Genomic DNA, 19,235 nt, shown 5'->3' with positions numbered 1-19,235 from the left:
CCGGTATCGCAATCCGGTCCGCCAGGGGCACCCTGGCGGACCTTTGCATTTGGCACACCACCTTTGCGCGGCTTCACCCCGAAAGCGGTTTCTCTACGTTATGAACCGCGCTAGACAACGGTTGCACTGTGATTGCCGGGGACGCGGCGCTTGTTCGAGGGCTTCTACAAGGTCCGGTTTCAGCTTGGCGATGCGGTCGGGCGGAGCGTCATGTATGCGCGCGACGGCAGGATGCTTGGCGGCAATTCCGCCTTCGCCCATATCGGCACCTACAGGAAGTCCGGCGACAAGGTTGCTGTCGAGATCAATACCGTTCGTCATAATCACGATCCGAATTACCGCGCGATGGCCGGCACCGACGATGCGACCTTGCTCGCCACGGGTCGGCCCGACGGCGAGCTCTATCGTTTCCAGGGCGAGCTGAAGGAGTTGCCCGGCGTGCCCTTCGCGGCATTGCTCACGCCGATCACGGAAGAGGAAATCCCGATCGCCGGCGGCCTCGGCGAGGGGGGCATCGTCAACGGGCTCTATTCGATCCACATTCGTCTGCTCGACGGCGTCGATGGCGGCCTCACCGGCGTGATGCTGCTCAGCAATGGCCGCATCGTCGGCGGCGACGCGTCATTCTACTATCTCGGCACCTACACCTCCGAGAACGGCCGCTGGAAAGGCCAAGTGCTGAACCAGGAGCATACGCCAGCGGTGGGCGAGAACCCGATCTTCGGCGGCCACGACGTCGGTATCGGCTTTGCCGGCACCTGCGACGCAGAGGGCGCCCTGCTCGAAGCCACTGCGCTCGCCGGCAAGCGCAGCCTGCGCCTCACGGCGGTGCTCAAGCTGATGCGGCGGGCGTAAGTCACATGGACAATTCGGTTCGCGTGCTTTCGACACTGGCGCTGAAGGGTGCGGTCGTGCGGCTCGCCGACGCCTATCGGGCGGCGAGCCGGGTCCGGATCGATGCGGATTTCGCGCCGACGCTCGCGCTGCTCGACCGCCTGCGCGGCGGCGAGGGTGCCGATGTCGTGATCCTGACGCGCGAGGGGCTCGACGCGATGACCGGCGAGGGCCGCGTCGTCCCGGACAGCGCGGTCGATCTCGCGCGCTCCTATGTCGGCCTCGCGGTGAAGGCGGGGGATGTGCATCCCGACATCGCAACCGAAGCCGCGCTGCGCGCGACTCTGTTGGGGGCGCGGGCCGTGGCGTATTCGCGGCTCGGCGCCAGTGGTATCCTGTTCGCACAATTGATCGAGCGGCTCGGCATCGCGGAAGCGGTCAACGCGCGTGCGGTGATCATTCCGGTCGGATTCACGGCGGAGAAGCTCGTCACCGGCGAGGCCGATCTTGCGATCCAGCAAATCAGCGAGCTGAAGCAGATCGGCGGGATCGAGGTTGTCGGTCCGCTCCCGCTGAACTTGCAAACTCCGGCGGTGTTCTCCGCCGGGCGCATGACGGCCTCGCAGCGCGCCGCTACCGCCGATCACTTGCTGCGCTATCTGTCATCTGCGGCGGTCGCGCCTGTGCTGCGCGAAACCGGGCTCGAACCTTGAATTGGCAGCGCGGTGACCAATCTCTGCTTCTAGCCGGATTGGAACGTTCGCCGCGACATCGTCGTTGACGTCAAGCAAATGCTGGCGAGGGCATGTCATGATCCGCAAGCTACGGTCCGGCGAGTACCGGCTCTATTCCCGCAAGGTCAATCCGAAGACCGGCAAGCGCCGCAATCTCGGTACCTTCAAGTCGCGCGCGGCGGCGGAAAAGCACGAGCGCGACGTGCAGTACTTCAAGCGGCACTGACGTCGCTTCCGCACTCTCGCTGCCGGGCGGACAGTGGCGGCCTCAGTCCTTGATCAGCAGGACGCCGCCGATGACGAGCGCAATGCCGATCAGTCGTGACACCGACACAGGGTGTGATGAAAGCCCGAAGACGCCGAAATGATCCATCACGATGCCCGCGAGCATCTGACCGGCGACAACCAAGGCCAGCAAGGTCGCCGCTCCCAGCGACGGCAACAGCAGGATCACCAGCAGGATGAACACGCCGCCGAGGATGCCGCCGCTCCAGGCCCACCACGGCGTCGACGCCACGAGCTTGAATGACGGCGCCGGCTCGCGCAGCACCACCAGCACGACCACCATCGTCAGCAGGCCCCCGAGATAGGAGACGAGCCCGGCCCAGGCCGGCGAGTTCAAGGCAGAACGCAGATTGCCGTTCAGGACCTGCTGAACGGACACGCTGATGCCCGCGCCGAGCGCGAGCAGATAGAGAAGCCAGGCTTGCATGTGATGCCCCAAAACACCGATCGGTGCAGTATTCCCGGTCTCGTTTGATTGGCAAATGATCGGCATGCGCACGGGCATTGCGCGAAACGCACGGAACGCCCTTCCACCCGTGCTCCAGATCGACTAAGAGGCCGCAAACTCCCCGTTTCCCCCAAGTTTGCATGATCCGCCTCGATAACGTCTCAAAGCAAGTCGGCCACCAGATCCTCTTCATTGAAGCCTCAGCCGCGCTCCAAAAGGGCGAGAAGATCGGCCTTGTCGGTCCGAACGGCGCCGGCAAGACCACGCTGTTCCGGATGATCTCGGGCCAGGAGCTGCCCGATGAGGGCCAGGTCTCGGTCGATCGGGGCATTTCGATCGGCTATTTCAGCCAGGATGTTGGTGAGATGTCCGGCCGCAGCGCCGTTGCGGAGGTGATGGACGGGGCAGGGCCGGTCAGCGTGGTCGCGGCCGAGCTCAGGGACCTCGAGGCGGCGATGGCCGATCCCGACAAGGCCGACGAGATGGACGACATCATCGCGCGCTATGGCGAGGTGCAGCATCGTTTCGAGGAGCTGGACGGCTATGCGCTCGACGGCCGCGCGCGCGAGGCGCTGGCGGGCCTCGGCTTCAGCCAGGAGGTGATGGACGGCGACGTCGGAAATCTCTCCGGCGGCTGGAAGATGCGCGTGGCGCTGGCGCGCATCCTCTTGATGCGGCCCGACGTGATGCTGCTCGATGAGCCGAGCAACCATCTCGATCTCGAAAGCCTGATCTGGCTCGAGCAGTTCCTGAAAGGCTACGAGGGCGCGCTGCTGATGACCTCGCATGACCGCGAGTTCATCAATCGCATCATCAACAAGGTGGTCGAGATCGACGGCGGCCAGCTCACGACCTATTCCGGCAATTACGAGTTCTACGAGCAGCAGCGGGCGCTGGCCGACAAGCAGCAGCAGGCGCAGTTCGAGCGGCAGCAGGCGATGCTGGCCAAGGAGATCAAGTTCATCGAGCGCTTCAAGGCGCGCGCGTCCCATGCCGCCCAGGTGCAGAGCCGGGTGAAAAAGCTCGACAAGATCGAGCGCGTCGAGCCGCCACGACGACGGCAGACGGTGGCGTTCGGGTTCCAGCCGGCGCCGCGCTCGGGCGAGGATGTCGCGAGCCTGAAGAACGTCCACAAGGGCTACGGCAGCAAGCGCATCTATGACGGGCTCGACTTCATGATCCGGCGCAAGGAGCGCTGGTGCGTGATGGGCGTCAACGGCGCCGGCAAGTCGACGCTGCTCAAGCTGGTGGCTGGCTCGACCGAGCCCGATGACGGCGCGGTGACGATCGGCGGCAGCGTCAAGATGGGTTATTTTGCCCAGCACGCGATGGATCTGCTCGACGGCGAGCGCACGGTGTTTCAGTCGCTGGAAGACGCATTTCCTCAGGCCGGCCAGGGCTCCTTGCGCGCGCTCGCCGGCTGCTTCGGTTTTTCCGGTGATGACGTCGAGAAGAGGTGTCGGGTGCTCTCGGGCGGCGAGAAGGCGCGGCTTGTCATGGCGAAGATGCTGTTCGACCCGCCGAACTTCCTGGTGCTGGACGAGCCGACCAACCATCTCGATCTCGCCACCAAGGAGATGCTGATCAACGCGCTCAGCGAGTTCGAGGGCACCATGCTGTTCGTCTCGCACGACCGGCACTTCCTCGCCGCGCTCTCCAACCGCGTGCTGGAATTGACGCCGGACGGCATCCACCAATACGGCGGCGGCTACACCGAATATGTCGCGCGCACCGGACAGGAGGCGCCGGGGCTGCGGAATTAGCGTCGCCTAACTTGTAGCGCTTGTAGCCCGGATGCAGCGAAGCGAAATCCGGGCTACGGTCTTTCTCCCAAGCATTCCAGCGCGCGCAGAACGCTTCGACGTCTCCCGACTGGAATTCCGGCAGCCGCTCCCGGATCGTTTCCGGCGGCCAATTCCACCACGAGCCGCGAGAGCTGTGCCGCGATCCCGCGATTGAACCGTTCCTTGATCTGCCGCGCCGGCGCGCCGCCGATGATCGATAACGCAAGCAATGCAAAGGCGCATGGCACGCCGCAAGGCGCTCAGCTTGTGAGGCATTGTGCCACCAGCTAGGCTTTCGCAAAAACCGGGAGCGGAACGGCCATGAGACAGATCAGGATCGGCGATATCACGATCGATGCGGTGATCGAGCGCGAGGGGCCCTGGCGGCGGCCGCAGGATTTCTTCCCGGCCTATGACGATGCCGTGTTCAAGCACCATCTGCGGACGATGGAGCCCGAGGTGTTCGAGGCCGCGCGCGGCATGATGGTGATCACCTATCAGACCTTCGTGGTCCGCACGCCGCGCTACACGATTCTGGTCGACACCTGCACGGGCGAGGACAAGGGGCATCCGCCGCCGTTTGACTTCCCGGGCAAGGAGCGCTGGCGCAACGAGCTGTTCGCGCTCGGCATCTCCTACGAGCAGATCGACTACGTATTCTGCACCCATCTACATATCGACCACACCGGCTGGAACACGACGCTGCGCGACGGACGCTGGGTGCCGACCTTCCCGAACGCGAAGTACGTCTTCCATAAGCGCGAATATGCGGCTTGGGAGGCCGAGCATGCCAAGGGCGCCAATCCCCCGGGCACGGTGTTTCGCGACAACTGCCTGCCGATCGTCGAGGCCGGGCAGGCGCTGCTGGTCGACGACGACTATGCGCTCGACGACACCGTGACGCTGACGCCGACGCCGGGCCATTCGCCCTGTCATTGCTGCGTCAACATCTTCTCCAAGGGGCAACGCGCCGTCGTCGCCGGCGACCTAATGCACCACGCGATCCAGTGCCGCGAGCCGGACTGGTCGGCAAAACCCGATTGGGACCCGAAACAGTCAGCCGTATCGCGGCGGAAATTCTTCGCGTCGGTGGCAGAGACCGACACGCTGATCCTGCCGATCCATTTCCCGACTCCGACGGTCGGATTGATCAAGGCCGATGGCGATCGCTTCGACTATCGGTTCGAACGCGAATAGATCTGACGCAGGGCGGTGCATTTCGCGGTCCGATTTGCGCCGTAACCATGCGCTGGAACGGATTCTTAACGGTCACCGACGAGCCTGTTGCTGAGTCTACCAAAGGCAACGGTGATGCATCCCCGGCGGTTTGCGCGTGTTCGTCCGACAGGTCGAGTGCCCAGTACGGTCAAGCTTCTGCTTGAACCGAAGGCGCCGCTGATCGAGTGCAGGCTGGTGGACTATTCAGCCGGCGGCGCGTGCATCGAATTACCGCGCGCGCTTCAATTGCCGGAACGTTTCGAAATGCTTCATGGCAATATCAAGAAGCGTTGCCGGCGCGTCTGGAGCAAGGGGCTGCGCGTCGGCGTTTCGTTCTGACTTGCGCGCTTGCGTAGGTGGCGCCGGCTGCCAGGAACGCGCGCGACCGGATATTGCCGGACATTAATGGCGACCAAACCCCGTTCCTCCGGGCCGCGTTGCCGCGGCCCGGAGGTTGATCTCAATCGACGATACCGGAGAGCAGGCGACGACGGGCTCAGGCGCCGCTTTCGCACTTCTTCATGAACGAGGTCTTGGCCGCGCCGGCGAGCTTCTTGCCGTCAGAACCGACCGCTTTCGTCTCGCAGGCGTCATGCGTGCACTTCTTCATGAAGGAGGTCTTCGCCGCGCCGGCCAGCGGCTTGCCGTCCTTGCCGACGGCCTTGGTTTCGCAGGAGGCGTCCTGCGCAAACGCCGCGCCGGCCGCGAAGGTCGCAATCACGGCAGCCAAGAAAATCCGCTTCATCTGGGTTTCTCCCTAAACCGAACCAGTGGGCCGGATTGGATATCGGATTCTTGGGCCGATCAAGCTCCTCCGGCTGTAAAATACCTAGCCGACGGGAGAAAATTCTCGCCTTCGGGGGAACAAATGGAGGATGCAAGGAATGGAGTTCGAGACGCAAAAGCGTGCGCAGCTTCAAGAAGCAGCCGGTTTCTCGGGCGGCTATTGAGGAGAGCCCGATCCGATCGCGAGGCCAACAGTCGCTTCGTCCACTATGTCGGCTTCGCCGACTGAGCAGGGCCACAACCAACAATCACATTGTTTTCGGCCGGCAACCGGTGACGAGATTGTCGGACGCTTTCGCGAAGGCCAGCGGCAATTTCACGCTGGTTCGGACGCACTTGTTCGGCAGCGATGGGCACATGCTGTTCGGCGGGAAACGCACGGCAATCTCGGAGCTGATCGTCGATCGTTTCCTCAAGGCGAACAGTCACGTGCTGCGCGGTCATTTGCTCGATGCGCCTGCGCGAAGAGAGCAATTGCGCGATCGTTGACCGCGCTGCGGGATATTGAATTCCGCATCGTGAAACCCGCAGCCTGTGTCTCGGCCGACGCGCACTTTCCGCTGTTTGCGCCGCTTCAAAATGCGCTACTGGTGTCGCTTGAAACACAACAGCACAGGCGAGGATGTCAGATGAGCGATGATGAACAAACAGCCATGATCCGCGAGACGGTCGCGAAATTCGTCGATCGCGAACTCATCCCGCTCGAGCCGCAATACCTGAAATCACGGCTGCCCGGCAGCGATTATCCCGAACTGACGGCAGAGCAGCGCAAGCGGCTGCGCGATGTCTCGAAGGAACTCGGATTGTGGGGCCTTGATGCGCCCGAGGAGCTCGGCGGCCACGATCTGCCGACGCGCACGATGGCAGCGGTGAACGAGGAGCTCGGCCGCAGCTGCGTGCCGTTCGGGCTGCCGCCGGATACGCCGAACCTGCGCATGCTGCAGGCGGTCGGCACCGACGCGCAGAAGAAGAAATACATGCAACCTTACATCGAGGGCCGGACGAGCTCGGCGATCGCGATCTCCGAGCCCGGCGCCGGCGGCGACCCCGCAGGCATGAAGACACGCGCGGTATTCGAGGGCGAGCAGTGGGTGATCAACGGCCGCAAGATCTGGATCAGCAACGCGCGCACCGCCGACTTCATCATCGTGATGGCGCGCGTCGGCAGCGACCAGCGGCAGGGCGGCATCACGTCGTTCATCGTCGAGAAGGGCACGCCGGGCTTCATCATCGAGCGCGAAATCCCTATGCTCGGTGGCGGCTCGACCTACGAGATCGTGTTCGACAACTGCCGCATCCCGAAGGACTCCGTGCTGGGCGAGGTCGGCAAGGGCTATGCGCCGATGCAGCTGCGGCTGCGCACGCGGCGGCTCGAGATGGGATCGACCTGCATCGGCATCACCAGGCGCGCGCTCGACATGTTGTGCGAGCACGCCAAGCAGCGCAAGACGTTCGGCGTCAAACTCGCGGAGCGCCAGGCGATTCAGTGGTGGATCGCCGACATCTCCACGCGGATGCATGCCTGCCGGCTGATGGTACGCGATGCCGCCGACAAGACCGATCGCGGCGAGGATATCCGGCACGAGGCCTCGATGATCAAGGTGTTCGCGACCGAAATGGCCTATGAGGCCTGCGACCACGCCATGCAGACGCTCGGCGCGCTCGGCATGACGCTGGAACTGTCACTCAATGCGCTCTGGCAGAAGGCCCGCCTGATGCGCATGTACGAAGGCCCGAGCGAGGTCCATCGCCAGGCGATCGCCCGCCGCGTGCTCGGGTTGCGCGGCGGTTAACGCGTTCTCCATCGTGCTGCGCGGGCGATGCCCCGCGATGGCCTCAGGCGGCCCGCACGTCGGAGAGGAAGCGGTTGACCTGGCCGGCGAGGTCCTTCGACTGCGTCGAGAGCTGTTCGGCCGCACCAAGCACTTGTGTTGCCGCAGCACCGGTGTCGTCGGCGGCGCGCTGTACGCCGGAGATGTTGGAGTTGACCTCCTGCGTGCCGCGCGCGGCCTCCTGGACGCTGCGCGCGATCTCCTTGGTCGCCGAGCCCTGTTCCTCGATCGCGGCCGCAATGGCGGTACCGATCTGGTCGATCTCGGTGATGACGTCGACGACATTCCTGATCGCCGTGACAGTCTCGTCGCTCGCGGTCTGGATCGCGGTGATCTGCTCGGAAATCTCGGTGGTTGCCTTGGCGGTCTGACCGGCGAGCGATTTCACCTCGGAGGCAACGACGGCAAAGCCGCGGCCGGCGTCGCCGGCGCGCGCCGCCTCGATGGTGGCGTTGAGCGCGAGCAGGTTGGTCTGCGCCGCGATATTCTGGATCAGCGTCACGACATCGCCGATCTTCTGCGCACCCTCGGCGAGCGAGCGGGCGGTGTCGCCGGTGCGGCGGGCATGATCGACCGCGCGCGCGGCGATCTCGGTCGAGGTCGCGACCTGTCGCGCGATCTCCGAGATCGAGGAGGTCAGTTCCTCGGTCGCGCTCGCCACCGTCTGCACGTTGGTCGAGGTCTGCTCCGACGCCGCGGCGACCACGGCAGCCTGGCGGTTGGTCGTTGTCGCGGTCGAGGACATCGAACGCGCGGTGTCCTCCATCACGCCGGAAGCCGAGGACAGCCCGCCGACCAGTTCCGTGACCTTGATTTCGAATCCGCGGGTGAGATCGTCAAGCACGCGCACGCGACGCATCTTGATGTCGTTCTCGGCTTCCTTCTCGGCGGTGAGGCGATCGGCCTCGATCTTGTTGTCCTTGAACACCTGCACCGCGGAGGCCATCGCGCCGATCTCGTCGTTGCGTGCGGCGCCCGGAATGTCCGCGGCGACGTCACCCGCGGCGAGGCTCGACATGCGGCCGGTGAGGGCGGCGATCGGGGTGAGGATACGGCGGCGGACCATCACGATCAGGCCGGCGCTCATGGCGGCGACCGCGATCAATCCGGCCAGCGCCACCACGAAGCTGAAGCGCGCCGACGAGTACGCGGCGGCGAGGCCTTGCTCGGCATTGTCATAGAAGGCGTCACGCACGCCGACCACGGAGGCGAGCCCAACCTGCGACTCGGCGTAGTAGGTGTCGACATCCTGCTCATACTTGCCCGACAGCGCGCCCTCCTTGGCGAGCTTCAGCGCCCTGCCGAAGCGCTCGACATAGTCGGCCTGCATCTTGCCGAGCGCCGTCATGACGTTGGAGGGCGTGGCGGGATTGTTGCGCAGCTCCTGGAGCGTCGAAAGGATCTGCTGTGTCCTGCCGCTGCTGCGGAACAGCTCCATCTTCTCGGGCTCGGTGGCGGGGCGGCGGGCACCGACCATAGCCTTGTGCAGGCTGGCATCGAGGCCACCAATATCGCGCAGCGTCCAGGCGACGTTGGCGTAGTTGGCCTGCCGATAGGCATTGCCGTCGAGGCCCGCGAGCCGTCGCACCTGCTCATCGAGCAGCGTGGTCACGCCGGCGTTGAACACGGAGTTGTCGGCGACGATCTTGGTGGCTGCGGCGCGGCGGGCGTCGACGGGGCCTGCGATTGCGGTCTGGATCGAGTCGCGGAGCGCGGCAAACTTCGCCTTCAGCACATCGATCGCGCTCGCGACGGCCTCGCCGTCGTCGAGCGATCCGGGCAGGGTGGCGCGCACCTGATTGACCTTGGCGAGCGCGCCGTCGGTCAGATGACGCAGCTTGTCGAGGCCGGCGATCTGCTTCTGGTCGATCGCACCGGTACTGAACAACAGGTTAGTTGAGTAGCCGCGCTCGGAGTTCATGTAGCGCGGAATGTCGCCGACGGCGCGGACGATTTCGAGCCGGCTTTGCGCGATCGAAGCCTTGTCCATCGTCTGGTACTTCGTCACTGCGACATAGGCCGCAAGGCCGCCACCGACCGCGGAGAGGGAGACGATTGTGGCCGTCAGGAGAGTACCGATTTTCATGTGCTGTGCGCCCTTCTGGACGAGAGTGAGGTGGGAGCCTCAACCGTACCGGGTGCACATTAAGCTTGGGTTGACGATCCGGCGCGCCGCCGCATCTCAGCCTGTCAGGGATAGGCCGAAAGTCGAATCGGGTCGGCCGCGGGCTCACCGGCCTGCGCGGCGTTTCGGTCAGTGTTCGTCCTCGTCCGCGCCTTTGGTCCCTGTACGATGCTGGGTTGCGCCGCTCGAGCCGGCCTCGCCGCAGGGAAGCTGCGTCCAGCTACCGTCAGCGGCCTGCTGATAGGCCTGGCAGCCCACGGATGTGGTGGTCTTTTCGTCGGCTTTCTGGTGCTCAGAACTCTTGGCCAACACAGGCGCGCCGATAGCAGCGATGGCTGCGAGCGAACCTGCGAGAACCAGCTTTGCAATCCGCATGTCGGGTCCTCCTTCTCGAAGCAATGCATATCCAGAAAACGAATCTGGCGATTTTGGGCCGCGCCGGGCAGCCGGTGGGGGATTGCTTAATGGCCGGAAAACGGGCGGGATTGGCCGTTAACGCCTGCGCATGGCGCCGCAGGACGGTGCCGCTACACGATGCTAGGATCGGCCGTCATGTCCCATCGCATTCTCGTTCTCTACGGCTCCTATCGCTCCGACCGGATGGGCATCCGGCTGGCTCATTTCGTCGTCGACGGCTTTCGTGCCCGCCGCGACGATGTCGAGCTGATCGACGCCAAGGCGATCGGCCTGCCGATCCTGGACCGGATGTACAAGGAATATCCCAAGGGCCAGGCGCCTGCCGCGCTCGAGACGCTCGCCGGGAAGATCCGCGCGGCCGACGGCTTCCTGTTCGTTACCGGCGAGTACAATTGGGGCATCCAGCCGGGGCTGAAGAATCTCACCGATCATTTCCTCGAAGAATGGTTCTGGCGCCCCGCCGCGATCGCGAGCTATTCGGCCGGGCGTTTTGCCGGGGCGCGCGCCGCGACGGCCTGGCACGGCACGCTTTCGGAGATGGGCATGGTCGTGGTGTCGAGCACGATCGCTGCCGGTCCGATCGGCCAGTCCTTGTCGGCCGAAGGCAAGCCGATCGGCGAGGGCGGCAAGGCGCTGGAGCGCGCCTTCCCGCGCTTTGCCGATGACCTCGCCTGGTGGATGGAAGCGGCCAAGGCTCAGCGGGCGCGCAAGGCACCGCCGTACTGACGGCGGCGCGCGGCGATTTTTCGGAGGTCGGAGATCATGAGCCTCTTCAGTTCATTGTTCGATCCGGTGCGCGAGGCCGCACTGGTGACGGGCGCAGGCAACGGCATCGGCCGGGCCATCGCGCAGGCGCTGGTCGGCGAGGGCGTGCGTACCGTGTTTGCCGATCTGCATGAAGACCGGATCACAGCCGCGATCAAGGCCGCACCGCGTCCCGAGCTCGCGGTGCCGTGGGTTGGCGATCTCGCTCGGCGCGACGCGTGCGACGCGCTGCTGGCGCGAGCACAAGCGGCGGTTGGACAGGTGACGCACTTCGTCCACAGCGCTTCGCCGCCGCGGCGCGAGGCCGACCATGCAATGGCGGTCGACGAGGAGACCTGGCGGCAGATGCATGCGGTCAATCTCGATGCCGGCTTTCATCTGTCGCGCGAGCTGGCGCGCAAGCTCATTGCGGCGAAGACGCCCGGCTCGTTCCTGCTGCTCACCTCGCTCCATGCCGGCACGCCGCGCAATCTGCCACACTACTCGACCGCGAAGGCCGGCATGGCCATGCTGGTGAAGGAGCTTGCCAAGAGCTGGGGCCGCTACGGCATCCGCGTCAATGCGCTTGTGCCCGGCGCAATCGCGGCCGGCGGCTTCGTCACCGATCCCGCGCTCGCGAAGCACATCCCGATTGGGCGGCTCGGCAATGCGGAGGATCTCGCGCCGATGGCGCTCGCGGTGTTGTCGAACAGGCTCGCCGGCTACGTCACCGGCGCATCGATCGTGATCGACGGCGGCCTGTCGCTGACCAACTGGTTTGCGTCGCCCGAGCTGGAGTGAGGCTTAGCGCCTACTCCTTGGTCCTGATGTAACCCGCGAGCCGCGACTTCTGCTCGTGGCACCAGGTCGTCATGCCGAGGCGGCGCTGGTCGAGATCGGTGGTTTGCGTTGCGATCGCGACTTCGGTCATCAGCGCATCGGACTGCTTCTCGCCCATCTTGCCGCCGGTGTGCAGATAGGCGATCGCCTTGCGCACCTGTTCGGTGGTGCCGTCGGGCAGGTGCATCTCCTGCGCCTTCTGCACGAGGTCCTGGTAGACGAGATCGGTGCCGGGGCATTCGACCTTTGCGGCAAAGGCCTGCAGCACCATCGTGACATAGGCCTCGCGCGGGTCGGCGGCTTGGGCCGGCGTTGCAGCCACGATCAGGCCCGCGAACATCAGTGCATATCGCATCAAATCCTCCCGATTTTTCCGCAAGGCTAGCGTCCGCGGGAACTCACTGCAACCGCCAGGACACACTTGCGGAAAGAACCGATCAAACGGATGTGTTTCAGGCAGCGTTGCCACGATTTCAGCACGATTTCGGCCGCATGTGGCACAAGTTGTCGCAGGGGAGAATGATCGTGTCAAAGTTGGGGCTTGCTGTGGTGCTTGGAGGATCGCTCGCGCTCGGCGGTTGCATGCAAGCAACGCTTGCGCCTGTATCGGACGCCGCGATGACACCGCGTGACCGGCAATTGCTGGCGCATCCGCCTTATGCGCAGGCCAGCATCCCCGAGCGGTTCCAGCGGCACATCGTCCAGTATACGCGCCGCGAGCAGCCGGGCACGATCCTGGTCGATACTGACGCGCGCTACCTCTACTACGTGCTGCCCGGAGGCAAGGCGATCCGTTACGGCGTCGCCGTCGGCGAGGAGGCGATGGCCTTCTCCGGGGTCGCCACCGTCGGCCGGATGGCGGAATGGCCGGACTGGGTTCCGACCAAGGAGATCCAGGCGCGGCTCGGGCCGTATCCGGCGCGCGTCCCCGGCGGACCGGCCAATCCGCTCGGCGCACGCGGCATCTATCTCTACCAGGACAACAAGGACACGCTCTATCGCATCCACGGCACCAACCAGCCCGAATATATCGGGCAGGCGATTTCGTCCGGCTGCATTCGCATGACCAATGCGGACGTGATTGATCTCTACCAGCGGGTCAAGCCGGGCGCGACGGTGGTCGTGCTGCCGCCGGGACAGAGCGTCTAGTTCGCAGTCAACGGGCGAGGGGCAGGCGGATCAGTCCTCATTTGCGGAAGGTGGCGGGCGACGCTTACGTCGTCCGCCATATGTTTTTGCGGACGCTTGTCCGCTCTTCTGTCTGCCTCAACGCACCGGCATCGGCGGCCGAACCACTGGACCACCGTCGTCGGCGTCGACGACGGCGGGCTGCTGCGCCGACTGCACTGGCCGCGGCGCCATAGTCTGCGGCGCGGGTGCGGTGGGCGGCGGCAATGGCGCAGGTGGCGGCGGCGGAATGTAAGCCTGCGCCGGCCGGCGGACCGGTGGTGGTGCGACGGCCGCGTGCGGCTGTGTCGCGGCGCGCCCGCGCGCCGCGGGCCGCGGCTCAACCGCCCTGGTCTCCGTCGTCCGCGCTAGGCGCTGGGACAGTTGATCCTGGCTCGCCTTGAGCTGGTCGATGCTCGCCTTGAGTTGCTCGATCTGCTGCCCCATCGACGCGAGATCGTGCGCCATCGACTGCAGCAACTGGGTTTGGTCCGGCGCAGCCGCGACTGCGGCTGGCGCTGCCGGCGCAGCGGGCGCGGCCGCCGGCGCAGCGGGTGCGGCCGCCGGCGCGGCGGGGGCCGGTGCCGCGGCAGGCGCGGGAGCCGCCGTTGCAGCGACGTCTTGCTGCGGAGCGGCCGGTTGCTGTTGCGGAGCAGCCGGCGCTGCCTGGGCCGCCTGCTGATCGGCGGCGGCCGTTTGGGTGGTGGCCGGTGCGCCCGCCTGGTCGGGCGCGGGCGCCGCCTTGCCAGGAAGCAGCGACGTCAGCATCTCGACCTGCGGGGCCCACTCCGCGACCATCTGCTTGGCGCGATCACCATAGTGTTGCCAGGCCGCGGCGCCCGTCGCGGTGGCGATGGCAAACAGGAACCAGAAAAGGCGGATCGCCCATTTGTTGCTGGATGGCGGCGTGTAATCGAATGGGGCGTGGTTGAGCCTGATGTCGCCTGTTCCGGCGGCGTGATACATCGGCGTTACATGCGGCGCCGGCGCGGCTGGCGGCACCGATGGGTGCGCTGCGGCGCTCGGACCGAAATGCGGCTCGCGATGCTCCGGCGATCCCGTGCCGGCCGGGGCAAGCGCGGGCGCAGTCCTGTCCGAGCGCGGCGTGAAGTCAGGTTCGATCGCGAAAATGTCGTGCGGATCAGCGTCTTTCGAAAGTATCGGTTGCATTGGCGGTCCCCGCTATCAGTCCAAGGTCAAACCGCAAATGGGCGGCCGGCGAATTTACGTCCTGTGTCGACCCCTGGCCCTGTCCGCACCACTCCAGTCCGGTTTGACCAAACCAAGGCGAGAGAGTGGAGAGGTTGGGGTGTTTCGGGAACCCGAATTGGGGCGAGCAGCATCGCCGATGCCGGCGTTTCCGGGCGAATGATGTCCGGGCAGGCATCTAGCGCCTCGCGTCCCCACACTGAGTCCTGCCCATCGCCTCGGGAAATGCCGGCGCCAATAGCCAGCACAGGTTGTGTCCCAATCAGCACACCCAATCGGAAATCGCTCTCCGCAAGGCGCGTCGCGTCGCGTCCGCCTCCGTTCCGCCCCGATTGGATTCGGCTGATAGGCCTATGTTGGATTTTCGGCTTGGGCTGGGGGCGCGAGTTGGGGATGCAATATGTCACGCGACGGGGCTGTGATTTCGAACGTCGACGTCAACTGCGGCGCATTTGGCGCTGCGCCTTGGGTCTCATCTGCTCATCCGCGAAAGGCAGTCCGCTTGTTTGCCGTCGTGATCGGCGCCGCGTCGCTCGCGGCCTGCGCGCAATCCGCTGTGGTCAGCGAACGTTCGCAGGCGCTCGCGAGCCGGACCGCGTCGACCGAGCCGACACGGAGCGCGGCATCCTCGGCGCGGAGGCGGGTTGCGGTCGTGCGCACGCACGCGCCCCACGCATCGCGCAGGAAGGCCGACGATACCAAGGTTGCATCGCGAGGGCTCGCCAGCTTCTACAGCGAGGCGCAGCAGACCGCGAACGGAGAAAAATTCGACGGGCGCGAATTGACCGCCGCGCACCCGACATTGCCGTTCGGCACCAAGCTGCGCGTCACCGACGTCAACACCGGCCGCTCTGTGACCGTGCGCGTCAATGACCGAGGACCCTATGTGCCCGGGCGCATCGTCGACGTGTCCTACTCGGCCGCACAATCGCTCGGCATGGTCGGCAAGGGCCTCGCGAATGTCAGGCTTGACGTGGTGGAGTGAGCGCCCGCGTGCGGGCGGGTGAGCGTCAGCCTGAGCACGCTTGCGGTCCGGGACTTTTGCCCGCGTAATCGGGAAAAAGTCCCGGGATCGGGCGCGCTTTAATCCTGTTGTCCGCACGACCGGCACAAATAAAATTGTCGCCGCTACTTCCCGCCTCTGATTTCACAGACGCGCGGATTTCTACCCAATGAACCTTATCCCCGCCGTCTCAGCCGAAGGCGGGGATTTTCTTTGGGTGCATCACGCATTCGAAGGCCCGCAGATGCGGCGCTTGCGCAGCGTGAATGTCGACTTCGCGCGCTCAGGATGCCGACCTTGATGGGAAAGATCGCGTAAGCGCGACCCCACGTTGCGACCTCGGCCCGTGCTGCGCGCGGCGTCCACCAAATTGTCACGCTCCGGGCGAATTGCGGCCCCAAGACGCTGCCAACTGGTGGCCGATATCGCGCGCGCGTCATGAGGGGATTCAGCGTTGGCCTACAAGATGATCGCAGAACGCGACAACGAGACGGTGAGGGTTGAACGGGAAAGCACCTTGCTCATCGTCGCCAAGGCGCGGATCTGGGCGAGCGAGGGATGGCGGGTCGTGATCACCGACAAGGACGGAAAATCCTACGCGCCGGACGAGTTCGACAAGCTGCTGGCCGCGTGAGCCGGCGCTAGCCTTGTAGCGCCGGTTGGCCATTGCTTCAGCGCTGCACCGAGATCAGCAGCATCATCGGGCGCTCTAGCTCTTCAGCAAGTTGAGGCACTGCCGCGATCTGCTCCGGCGTCGGGCAGAACTCCTCGACATGGCGGAGAGCGAAGCCGGCGCCGATCAGCGTACTGAGCGTCGTGCCGATCGTACGATGATATTTCAGCACGTCCTTGGCGTACCAATCGGTGCGGCGTTCGCCTTCGATGAAGTAGCGGTTGACTGGCCAGGTCTTGCGGCCGTCGTCGTCGAGCAACCAGCGCGGATGGACGGCCGCCATGTAGACCGGGTGTTCAATGGTAAAGACCAGAGACCCACCCGGCGTCAGGGCGCGATGCAGCATGCGCGTCAGGCGATCGAAATCCTTGATGTAATGGAAGGCGAGGGCGCTGTAGGCGAGATCGAAGGACTCTTGCGGCAGCTCGAGTGTCTCAAGGTCGGCGATCTCGTAAGTGATCGCCGGATCGTCGGTCATGATCCTCGCGCGCGCGATCATGTTCTGCGAGAGATCGAGGCCGAGCACGGCGGATGCGCCTTGCTCGCGCATCCAGCGCGCCGCCCAGCCGAAGCCGCAACCGAGGTCGACGACGCACTTGCCCGAGACATCAGGTAGCATGGCACGGATGGCGGGCCATTCAGGCGCGCCGACAAGACCGCGAACCTGTCGCGGCAATTGGCTGTAGCCGGCGAAGAAACCGGGATCGTCATAAATATTCTGCGCCATGATTGCTGCAGCTCGTGGAAACGAAGTCATCTCTCTGTAACTGCCGAACCGGGGCGTGGGAACTGATGATTGCTCGGCACCGGGCTCGCGTCCTGTGGAACCAGACCTCGCGTTCGGCGGTTTTGATGTCAGTGCCGCGGGATATTTGGCCAAATCTCTGCGCTGCGGCATCGGACAATCGAGGAGAGCGTTATGATAGCCCAAACGCAAATCCACACCATCGCGCGGCAAATGCTCCAGAAGCACGGTTTGCAGGCGATCGCCCAGGCCGCGCAGAACGCTGTGGCGTGTGAGAGCAAGGGCGAGATGAAAGAGGCCCGGGAGTGGCGTAACGTCGAGGACGCAATGAAGATGATGCGTGGGCCGCATCAAAGCTGACGATCGGACGGGACGACCATCAACCACATGATCCAGCGGCGCGTCCGCTGGATCATTCGTCTTTGACTTCCCCGGCACAGCTGCGCGCGACCGAGGCGCACGACGTCTTCCGCGATAACGCACTCCACCGAAAAACGCGACTTCACAGCACGCCTAGACCTAGAAGCGAGGGCCGGCGCCGCCGCAAACGCTGACCACGCGCAACGGTCAGTTCAACTTCATCAAGAACAATCCGAAAGGGGCCAGTTCACGGCATCGGGTGCCTGACGGCAAGATGCCCGGCATGCTCTCGAACCTGACGTTCGAGACCGACATCCAGAACTGCATCGGCAGCGATCCAAGCCTGCCGGGCCCGGGCTCCTGCGTGAGCTGTCACAACTTCGCGACCCTGGTCGACAACAAGACGTCGGCCAACTTCAGCTTCCTGCCCGGCCTGGTCGATCCGGTCGCCGCGCGCAGCAAGATCAAGACCGCGCGGTGACGGGCGCGATCACCTGAGACCTGGAGCCGTCGACGCTAGCTCGCCCTGCGCCATTGCGGCACGGGATCGAGCGGCGTGCGATAGAGTTCGCGGTGGTCGACATCGGTGACGCGGACGGCGCAGCCGCGCGCCTTCAACTCTGGCTTGACCTGCGCCAGCTCGGTCGCAAGCTGATCGGCGCGATCGGAGGCAACGCCCAAGTCTTCGAGGATGATGGTTCCCTGGTTGCGGAACTCTTCTCCTACCACGAGATCGAATGTGTAGTATGGCATGCCGAAGTTCCCCGTTTCGGTATGCACCACAGGGTAACACTGAGTCGAGTGGTTCCCTAAGATGCATCACGCACAATCGTCGAGCGATGGCGCAAAAACGATGTGCAACACATCACGCGCGATAACCACATGTGCACGCGATGCGCGGCACGGCGATGGAGTCCGTAGTTGCCCGGAGAGGTGGCGCGCGATGCTCGGTCGATCCATCGTGTGTCACGTCGCCGGCGCGGTGTGACCCAGCTCACCGCGGGGCCGTTAAGATTTGATTAAATCTGTGGGCGCAGGCTCGCCATCGAGCGGAATCGCAGTGGAACCGGACTCCGGGAGCCGGCAGCTGCAGGAGGAGGCCGGCGGCGTAACGCCCGTCGGCCTTTTCTCGTGTGGCGATGCACGCGATGCGCGGACTAGTCATGCAGCACTTGATGCCGGGCGCGCCATTTCGGGCCGGGTCCGCGCATGTAGTGCAGCTCGGGGCGATAGGGATGGCAGACGCTGTCAATCAGTTCCTGGCAGCGCGCCACGAGCACGGCGAGGCAGCGGCGCAGCGGCATCGCGTCCTCCTTCAGTGCAGTTCGCCGAGCACGGCGGTGAATGGCAGCTCGAACAGCTCGTCGCCGAGATCGTCGGTGACGTGCAGGACCCAGTTGCGCCAATCCTCCGCACTCGGCGTCATGACGTAGCTGCGCACGATGCGCTCCGCATGGTCGCGCGCCTCCGCAAGGTCCATGGCGGCGCCGTTGCGATCGAGCAGGACGTATTGGTCGTCGGAGCAGTGGAAAAAGACGGCTGACATGTTCTGATTCCCGTGGCAACGTTCTTACACGTTGAGATAGCAGTGCGCATCGCTGCGGAGAATCCGGATGATCCCCCATCGGGGAATTACGGGGAAAACGGACGATTTGAATCAACCGGCCGTGATCGTCGCGTGATGTCAGAAGATCGGCTCGCCGATTGCGACCTCGCTGCGCGGACCGAGCACGATCACCTGGCCTGCGGCGTCCTTCGCGCCGAGGATCAGGAGCTCCGAGGTGAAGCCCGCGATGTTCTTCGGCCCGAGATTGCAGACGCAGACGACGAGCGAGCCGACCAGCGCCGCGGGCGTGTAATTGGTGATCTGCGCGCTCGACCACATGATCCGCTCGGCGCCGACATCGACGCCGACCTTGTAGGACGGGTTGCGCGCGCGCGGAAACGGCTGCACCTCGACGACCTTGCCGATGCGGATATCGAGCCGGGCGAAGTCATCATAGGTGGCTTGTGGCTTCAGGGCAGACATAC

At 64.8% G+C, this 19,235-nt stretch carries 26 protein-coding genes; 15 read left to right on the top strand and 11 right to left on the bottom strand.

What is annotated here, in order from left to right; all coding sequences use genetic code 11:
- Positions 1 to 150: 150 nt before the first annotated feature.
- The 3 genes from MTX23_RS19785 to MTX23_RS19775 all read left to right on the top strand — a co-directional run bounded on the left by MTX23_RS19785 (position 151) and on the right by MTX23_RS19775 (position 1,794).
- A complete protein-coding gene (locus tag MTX23_RS19785) occupies positions 151 to 855 on the top strand; it encodes a hypothetical protein (protein WP_280971884.1) in 705 nt (234 codons plus the stop codon).
- 5 nt (positions 856 to 860) lie between these two features.
- Entirely contained in the window at positions 861 to 1,547 is a 687-nt protein-coding gene (locus MTX23_RS19780) for a substrate-binding domain-containing protein (RefSeq protein WP_280971883.1), read from the top strand.
- Positions 1,548 to 1,644: 97 nt separating this feature from the next.
- A complete protein-coding gene (locus MTX23_RS19775; RefSeq protein WP_016843021.1) occupies positions 1,645 to 1,794 on the top strand; it encodes a hypothetical protein in 150 nt (49 codons plus the stop codon).
- A 42-nt stretch (positions 1,795 to 1,836) separates the two neighbouring features.
- Here MTX23_RS19775 and MTX23_RS19770 read toward each other — a convergent pair whose 3' ends face one another.
- Positions 1,837 to 2,280, bottom strand: a complete 444-nt coding sequence (locus MTX23_RS19770) for a DMT family transporter (protein WP_280971882.1) — start codon at positions 2,278 to 2,280, stop codon at positions 1,837 to 1,839.
- Positions 2,281 to 2,441: 161 nt separating this feature from the next.
- Here MTX23_RS19770 and MTX23_RS19765 point away from each other — a divergent pair, with 161 nt between their 5' ends.
- From MTX23_RS19765 to MTX23_RS19755, 3 genes are all read left to right on the top strand, one after another.
- Positions 2,442 to 4,064, top strand: a complete 1,623-nt coding sequence (locus tag MTX23_RS19765; RefSeq protein WP_280971881.1) for an ABC-F family ATP-binding cassette domain-containing protein — start codon at positions 2,442 to 2,444, stop codon at positions 4,062 to 4,064.
- A gap of 342 nt (positions 4,065 to 4,406) precedes the next feature.
- Positions 4,407 to 5,282 (top strand): MBL fold metallo-hydrolase, encoded by an 876-nt coding sequence (locus tag MTX23_RS19760; protein ID WP_280971880.1) that lies wholly within the window; start codon positions 4,407 to 4,409, stop codon positions 5,280 to 5,282.
- A 114-nt stretch (positions 5,283 to 5,396) separates the two neighbouring features.
- On the top strand, positions 5,397 to 5,642 hold the full coding sequence (locus MTX23_RS19755) for a PilZ domain-containing protein (protein WP_280971879.1): 246 nt from the start codon (positions 5,397 to 5,399) through the stop codon (positions 5,640 to 5,642).
- Between the two features lie 157 nt (positions 5,643 to 5,799).
- Here MTX23_RS19755 and MTX23_RS19750 read toward each other — a convergent pair whose 3' ends face one another.
- Entirely contained in the window at positions 5,800 to 6,048 is a 249-nt protein-coding gene (locus tag MTX23_RS19750) for a hypothetical protein (RefSeq protein WP_280971878.1), read from the bottom strand.
- Positions 6,049 to 6,209: 161 nt separating this feature from the next.
- Here MTX23_RS19750 and MTX23_RS19745 point away from each other — a divergent pair, with 161 nt between their 5' ends.
- Together MTX23_RS19745 and MTX23_RS19740 are read left to right on the top strand one after the other, a co-directional pair.
- Entirely contained in the window at positions 6,210 to 6,578 is a 369-nt protein-coding gene (locus tag MTX23_RS19745; RefSeq protein ID WP_280971877.1) for a hypothetical protein, read from the top strand.
- 140 nt (positions 6,579 to 6,718) lie between these two features.
- Positions 6,719 to 7,882: an acyl-CoA dehydrogenase family protein gene (locus MTX23_RS19740; RefSeq protein ID WP_280971876.1), complete on the top strand. Its 1,164-nt coding sequence runs from the start codon at positions 6,719 to 6,721 to the stop codon at positions 7,880 to 7,882.
- Between the two features lie 43 nt (positions 7,883 to 7,925).
- Here MTX23_RS19740 and MTX23_RS19735 read toward each other — a convergent pair whose 3' ends face one another.
- Together MTX23_RS19735 and MTX23_RS19730 are read right to left on the bottom strand one after the other, a co-directional pair.
- Positions 7,926 to 10,007 carry a methyl-accepting chemotaxis protein gene (locus MTX23_RS19735; RefSeq protein ID WP_280971875.1) on the bottom strand — a complete coding sequence of 694 codons (2,082 nt, stop codon included), beginning with the start codon at positions 10,005 to 10,007 and terminating at the stop codon, positions 7,926 to 7,928.
- Positions 10,008 to 10,175: 168 nt separating this feature from the next.
- Complete coding sequence (locus MTX23_RS19730) at positions 10,176 to 10,421, bottom strand: hypothetical protein (protein ID WP_280971874.1); 246 nt, start codon at positions 10,419 to 10,421, stop codon at positions 10,176 to 10,178.
- Between the two features lie 177 nt (positions 10,422 to 10,598).
- Between MTX23_RS19730 and MTX23_RS19725 the strand changes: the two genes are divergently transcribed.
- The gene (locus MTX23_RS19725; RefSeq protein ID WP_280971873.1) at positions 10,599 to 11,189 is read left to right on the top strand and encodes an NADPH-dependent FMN reductase; all 591 of its coding nucleotides are present in this window, start codon (positions 10,599 to 10,601) and stop codon (positions 11,187 to 11,189) included.
- A gap of 36 nt (positions 11,190 to 11,225) precedes the next feature.
- Entirely contained in the window at positions 11,226 to 12,008 is a 783-nt protein-coding gene (locus MTX23_RS19720) for an SDR family oxidoreductase (RefSeq protein ID WP_280971872.1), read from the top strand.
- A 10-nt stretch (positions 12,009 to 12,018) separates the two neighbouring features.
- Here the strand turns inward: MTX23_RS19720 and MTX23_RS19715 are convergent, their stop codons facing one another.
- Entirely contained in the window at positions 12,019 to 12,402 is a 384-nt protein-coding gene (locus MTX23_RS19715; RefSeq protein ID WP_280971871.1) for a hypothetical protein, read from the bottom strand.
- 170 nt (positions 12,403 to 12,572) lie between these two features.
- Here MTX23_RS19715 and MTX23_RS19710 point away from each other — a divergent pair, with 170 nt between their 5' ends.
- Complete coding sequence (locus tag MTX23_RS19710) at positions 12,573 to 13,196, top strand: L,D-transpeptidase (protein ID WP_348637493.1); 624 nt, start codon at positions 12,573 to 12,575, stop codon at positions 13,194 to 13,196.
- Positions 13,197 to 13,313: 117 nt separating this feature from the next.
- Here the strand turns inward: MTX23_RS19710 and MTX23_RS19705 are convergent, their stop codons facing one another.
- Positions 13,314 to 14,384: a hypothetical protein gene (locus MTX23_RS19705; protein WP_280971869.1), complete on the bottom strand. Its 1,071-nt coding sequence runs from the start codon at positions 14,382 to 14,384 to the stop codon at positions 13,314 to 13,316.
- Positions 14,385 to 14,925: 541 nt separating this feature from the next.
- On the opposite strand from MTX23_RS19705, the gene MTX23_RS19700 reads away from it, so the two are divergent.
- Together MTX23_RS19700 and MTX23_RS19695 are read left to right on the top strand one after the other, a co-directional pair.
- The gene (locus MTX23_RS19700) at positions 14,926 to 15,408 is read left to right on the top strand and encodes a septal ring lytic transglycosylase RlpA family protein (protein ID WP_280971868.1); all 483 of its coding nucleotides are present in this window, start codon (positions 14,926 to 14,928) and stop codon (positions 15,406 to 15,408) included.
- Positions 15,409 to 15,880: 472 nt separating this feature from the next.
- Positions 15,881 to 16,060 carry a hypothetical protein gene (locus MTX23_RS19695; protein ID WP_280971867.1) on the top strand — a complete coding sequence of 60 codons (180 nt, stop codon included), beginning with the start codon at positions 15,881 to 15,883 and terminating at the stop codon, positions 16,058 to 16,060.
- A gap of 37 nt (positions 16,061 to 16,097) precedes the next feature.
- Here the strand turns inward: MTX23_RS19695 and MTX23_RS19690 are convergent, their stop codons facing one another.
- Entirely contained in the window at positions 16,098 to 16,826 is a 729-nt protein-coding gene (locus MTX23_RS19690; protein WP_280971866.1) for a class I SAM-dependent methyltransferase, read from the bottom strand.
- 192 nt (positions 16,827 to 17,018) lie between these two features.
- Between MTX23_RS19690 and MTX23_RS19685 the strand changes: the two genes are divergently transcribed.
- The gene (locus MTX23_RS19685) at positions 17,019 to 17,204 is read left to right on the top strand and encodes a hypothetical protein (protein WP_280971865.1); all 186 of its coding nucleotides are present in this window, start codon (positions 17,019 to 17,021) and stop codon (positions 17,202 to 17,204) included.
- A gap of 283 nt (positions 17,205 to 17,487) precedes the next feature.
- A complete protein-coding gene (locus MTX23_RS19680; protein ID WP_280971864.1) occupies positions 17,488 to 17,685 on the top strand; it encodes a hypothetical protein in 198 nt (65 codons plus the stop codon).
- A gap of 35 nt (positions 17,686 to 17,720) precedes the next feature.
- Here the strand turns inward: MTX23_RS19680 and MTX23_RS19675 are convergent, their stop codons facing one another.
- The 4 genes from MTX23_RS19675 to MTX23_RS19660 form a co-directional block, all read right to left on the bottom strand.
- A complete protein-coding gene (locus tag MTX23_RS19675; protein ID WP_280971863.1) occupies positions 17,721 to 17,957 on the bottom strand; it encodes a hypothetical protein in 237 nt (78 codons plus the stop codon).
- A gap of 404 nt (positions 17,958 to 18,361) precedes the next feature.
- Complete coding sequence (locus tag MTX23_RS19670) at positions 18,362 to 18,508, bottom strand: hypothetical protein (protein ID WP_280971862.1); 147 nt, start codon at positions 18,506 to 18,508, stop codon at positions 18,362 to 18,364.
- A gap of 11 nt (positions 18,509 to 18,519) precedes the next feature.
- Positions 18,520 to 18,750, bottom strand: a complete 231-nt coding sequence (locus tag MTX23_RS19665) for a hypothetical protein (RefSeq protein WP_280971861.1) — start codon at positions 18,748 to 18,750, stop codon at positions 18,520 to 18,522.
- 138 nt (positions 18,751 to 18,888) lie between these two features.
- On the bottom strand, positions 18,889 to 19,233 hold the full coding sequence (locus tag MTX23_RS19660; RefSeq protein ID WP_280971860.1) for a tRNA-binding protein: 345 nt from the start codon (positions 19,231 to 19,233) through the stop codon (positions 18,889 to 18,891).
- Positions 19,234 to 19,235 lie beyond the last annotated feature (2 nt).

It is taken from the genome of Bradyrhizobium sp. ISRA436 (assembly GCF_029910015.1).
Taxonomy (GTDB): Bacteria; Pseudomonadota; Alphaproteobacteria; order Rhizobiales; family Xanthobacteraceae; genus Bradyrhizobium.
This window is presented reverse-complemented; position numbering and strand designations above follow the sequence as displayed.

Bases quoted from the DNA above. Each gene is read 5' to 3' on its own strand.
- MTX23_RS19780 (WP_280971883.1), top strand. From the start codon at position 861: ATGGACAATTCGGTTCGCGTGCTTTCGACACTGGCGCTGAAGGGTGCG.
- MTX23_RS19775 (WP_016843021.1), top strand. From the start codon at position 1,645: ATGATCCGCAAGCTACGGTCCGGCGAGTACCGGCTCTATTCCCGCAAG.
- MTX23_RS19770 (WP_280971882.1), bottom strand. From the start codon at position 2,280: ATGCAAGCCTGGCTTCTCTATCTGCTCGCGCTCGGCGCGGGCATCAGC.
- MTX23_RS19765 (WP_280971881.1), top strand. From the start codon at position 2,442: ATGATCCGCCTCGATAACGTCTCAAAGCAAGTCGGCCACCAGATCCTC.
- MTX23_RS19760 (WP_280971880.1), top strand. From the start codon at position 4,407: ATGAGACAGATCAGGATCGGCGATATCACGATCGATGCGGTGATCGAG.
- MTX23_RS19755 (WP_280971879.1), top strand. From the start codon at position 5,397: ATGCATCCCCGGCGGTTTGCGCGTGTTCGTCCGACAGGTCGAGTGCCC.
- MTX23_RS19750 (WP_280971878.1), bottom strand. From the start codon at position 6,048: ATGAAGCGGATTTTCTTGGCTGCCGTGATTGCGACCTTCGCGGCCGGC.
- MTX23_RS19740 (WP_280971876.1), top strand. From the start codon at position 6,719: ATGAGCGATGATGAACAAACAGCCATGATCCGCGAGACGGTCGCGAAA.
- MTX23_RS19735 (WP_280971875.1), bottom strand. From the start codon at position 10,007: ATGAAAATCGGTACTCTCCTGACGGCCACAATCGTCTCCCTCTCCGCG.
- MTX23_RS19730 (WP_280971874.1), bottom strand. From the start codon at position 10,421: ATGCGGATTGCAAAGCTGGTTCTCGCAGGTTCGCTCGCAGCCATCGCT.
- MTX23_RS19725 (WP_280971873.1), top strand. From the start codon at position 10,599: ATGTCCCATCGCATTCTCGTTCTCTACGGCTCCTATCGCTCCGACCGG.
- MTX23_RS19720 (WP_280971872.1), top strand. From the start codon at position 11,226: ATGAGCCTCTTCAGTTCATTGTTCGATCCGGTGCGCGAGGCCGCACTG.
- MTX23_RS19715 (WP_280971871.1), bottom strand. From the start codon at position 12,402: ATGCGATATGCACTGATGTTCGCGGGCCTGATCGTGGCTGCAACGCCG.
- MTX23_RS19705 (WP_280971869.1), bottom strand. From the start codon at position 14,384: ATGCAACCGATACTTTCGAAAGACGCTGATCCGCACGACATTTTCGCG.
- MTX23_RS19690 (WP_280971866.1), bottom strand. From the start codon at position 16,826: ATGGCGCAGAATATTTATGACGATCCCGGTTTCTTCGCCGGCTACAGC.
- MTX23_RS19685 (WP_280971865.1), top strand. From the start codon at position 17,019: ATGATAGCCCAAACGCAAATCCACACCATCGCGCGGCAAATGCTCCAG.
- MTX23_RS19680 (WP_280971864.1), top strand. From the start codon at position 17,488: ATGCTCTCGAACCTGACGTTCGAGACCGACATCCAGAACTGCATCGGC.
- MTX23_RS19675 (WP_280971863.1), bottom strand. From the start codon at position 17,957: ATGCCATACTACACATTCGATCTCGTGGTAGGAGAAGAGTTCCGCAAC.
- MTX23_RS19670 (WP_280971862.1), bottom strand. From the start codon at position 18,508: ATGCCGCTGCGCCGCTGCCTCGCCGTGCTCGTGGCGCGCTGCCAGGAA.
- MTX23_RS19665 (WP_280971861.1), bottom strand. From the start codon at position 18,750: ATGTCAGCCGTCTTTTTCCACTGCTCCGACGACCAATACGTCCTGCTC.
- MTX23_RS19660 (WP_280971860.1), bottom strand. From the start codon at position 19,233: ATGTCTGCCCTGAAGCCACAAGCCACCTATGATGACTTCGCCCGGCTC.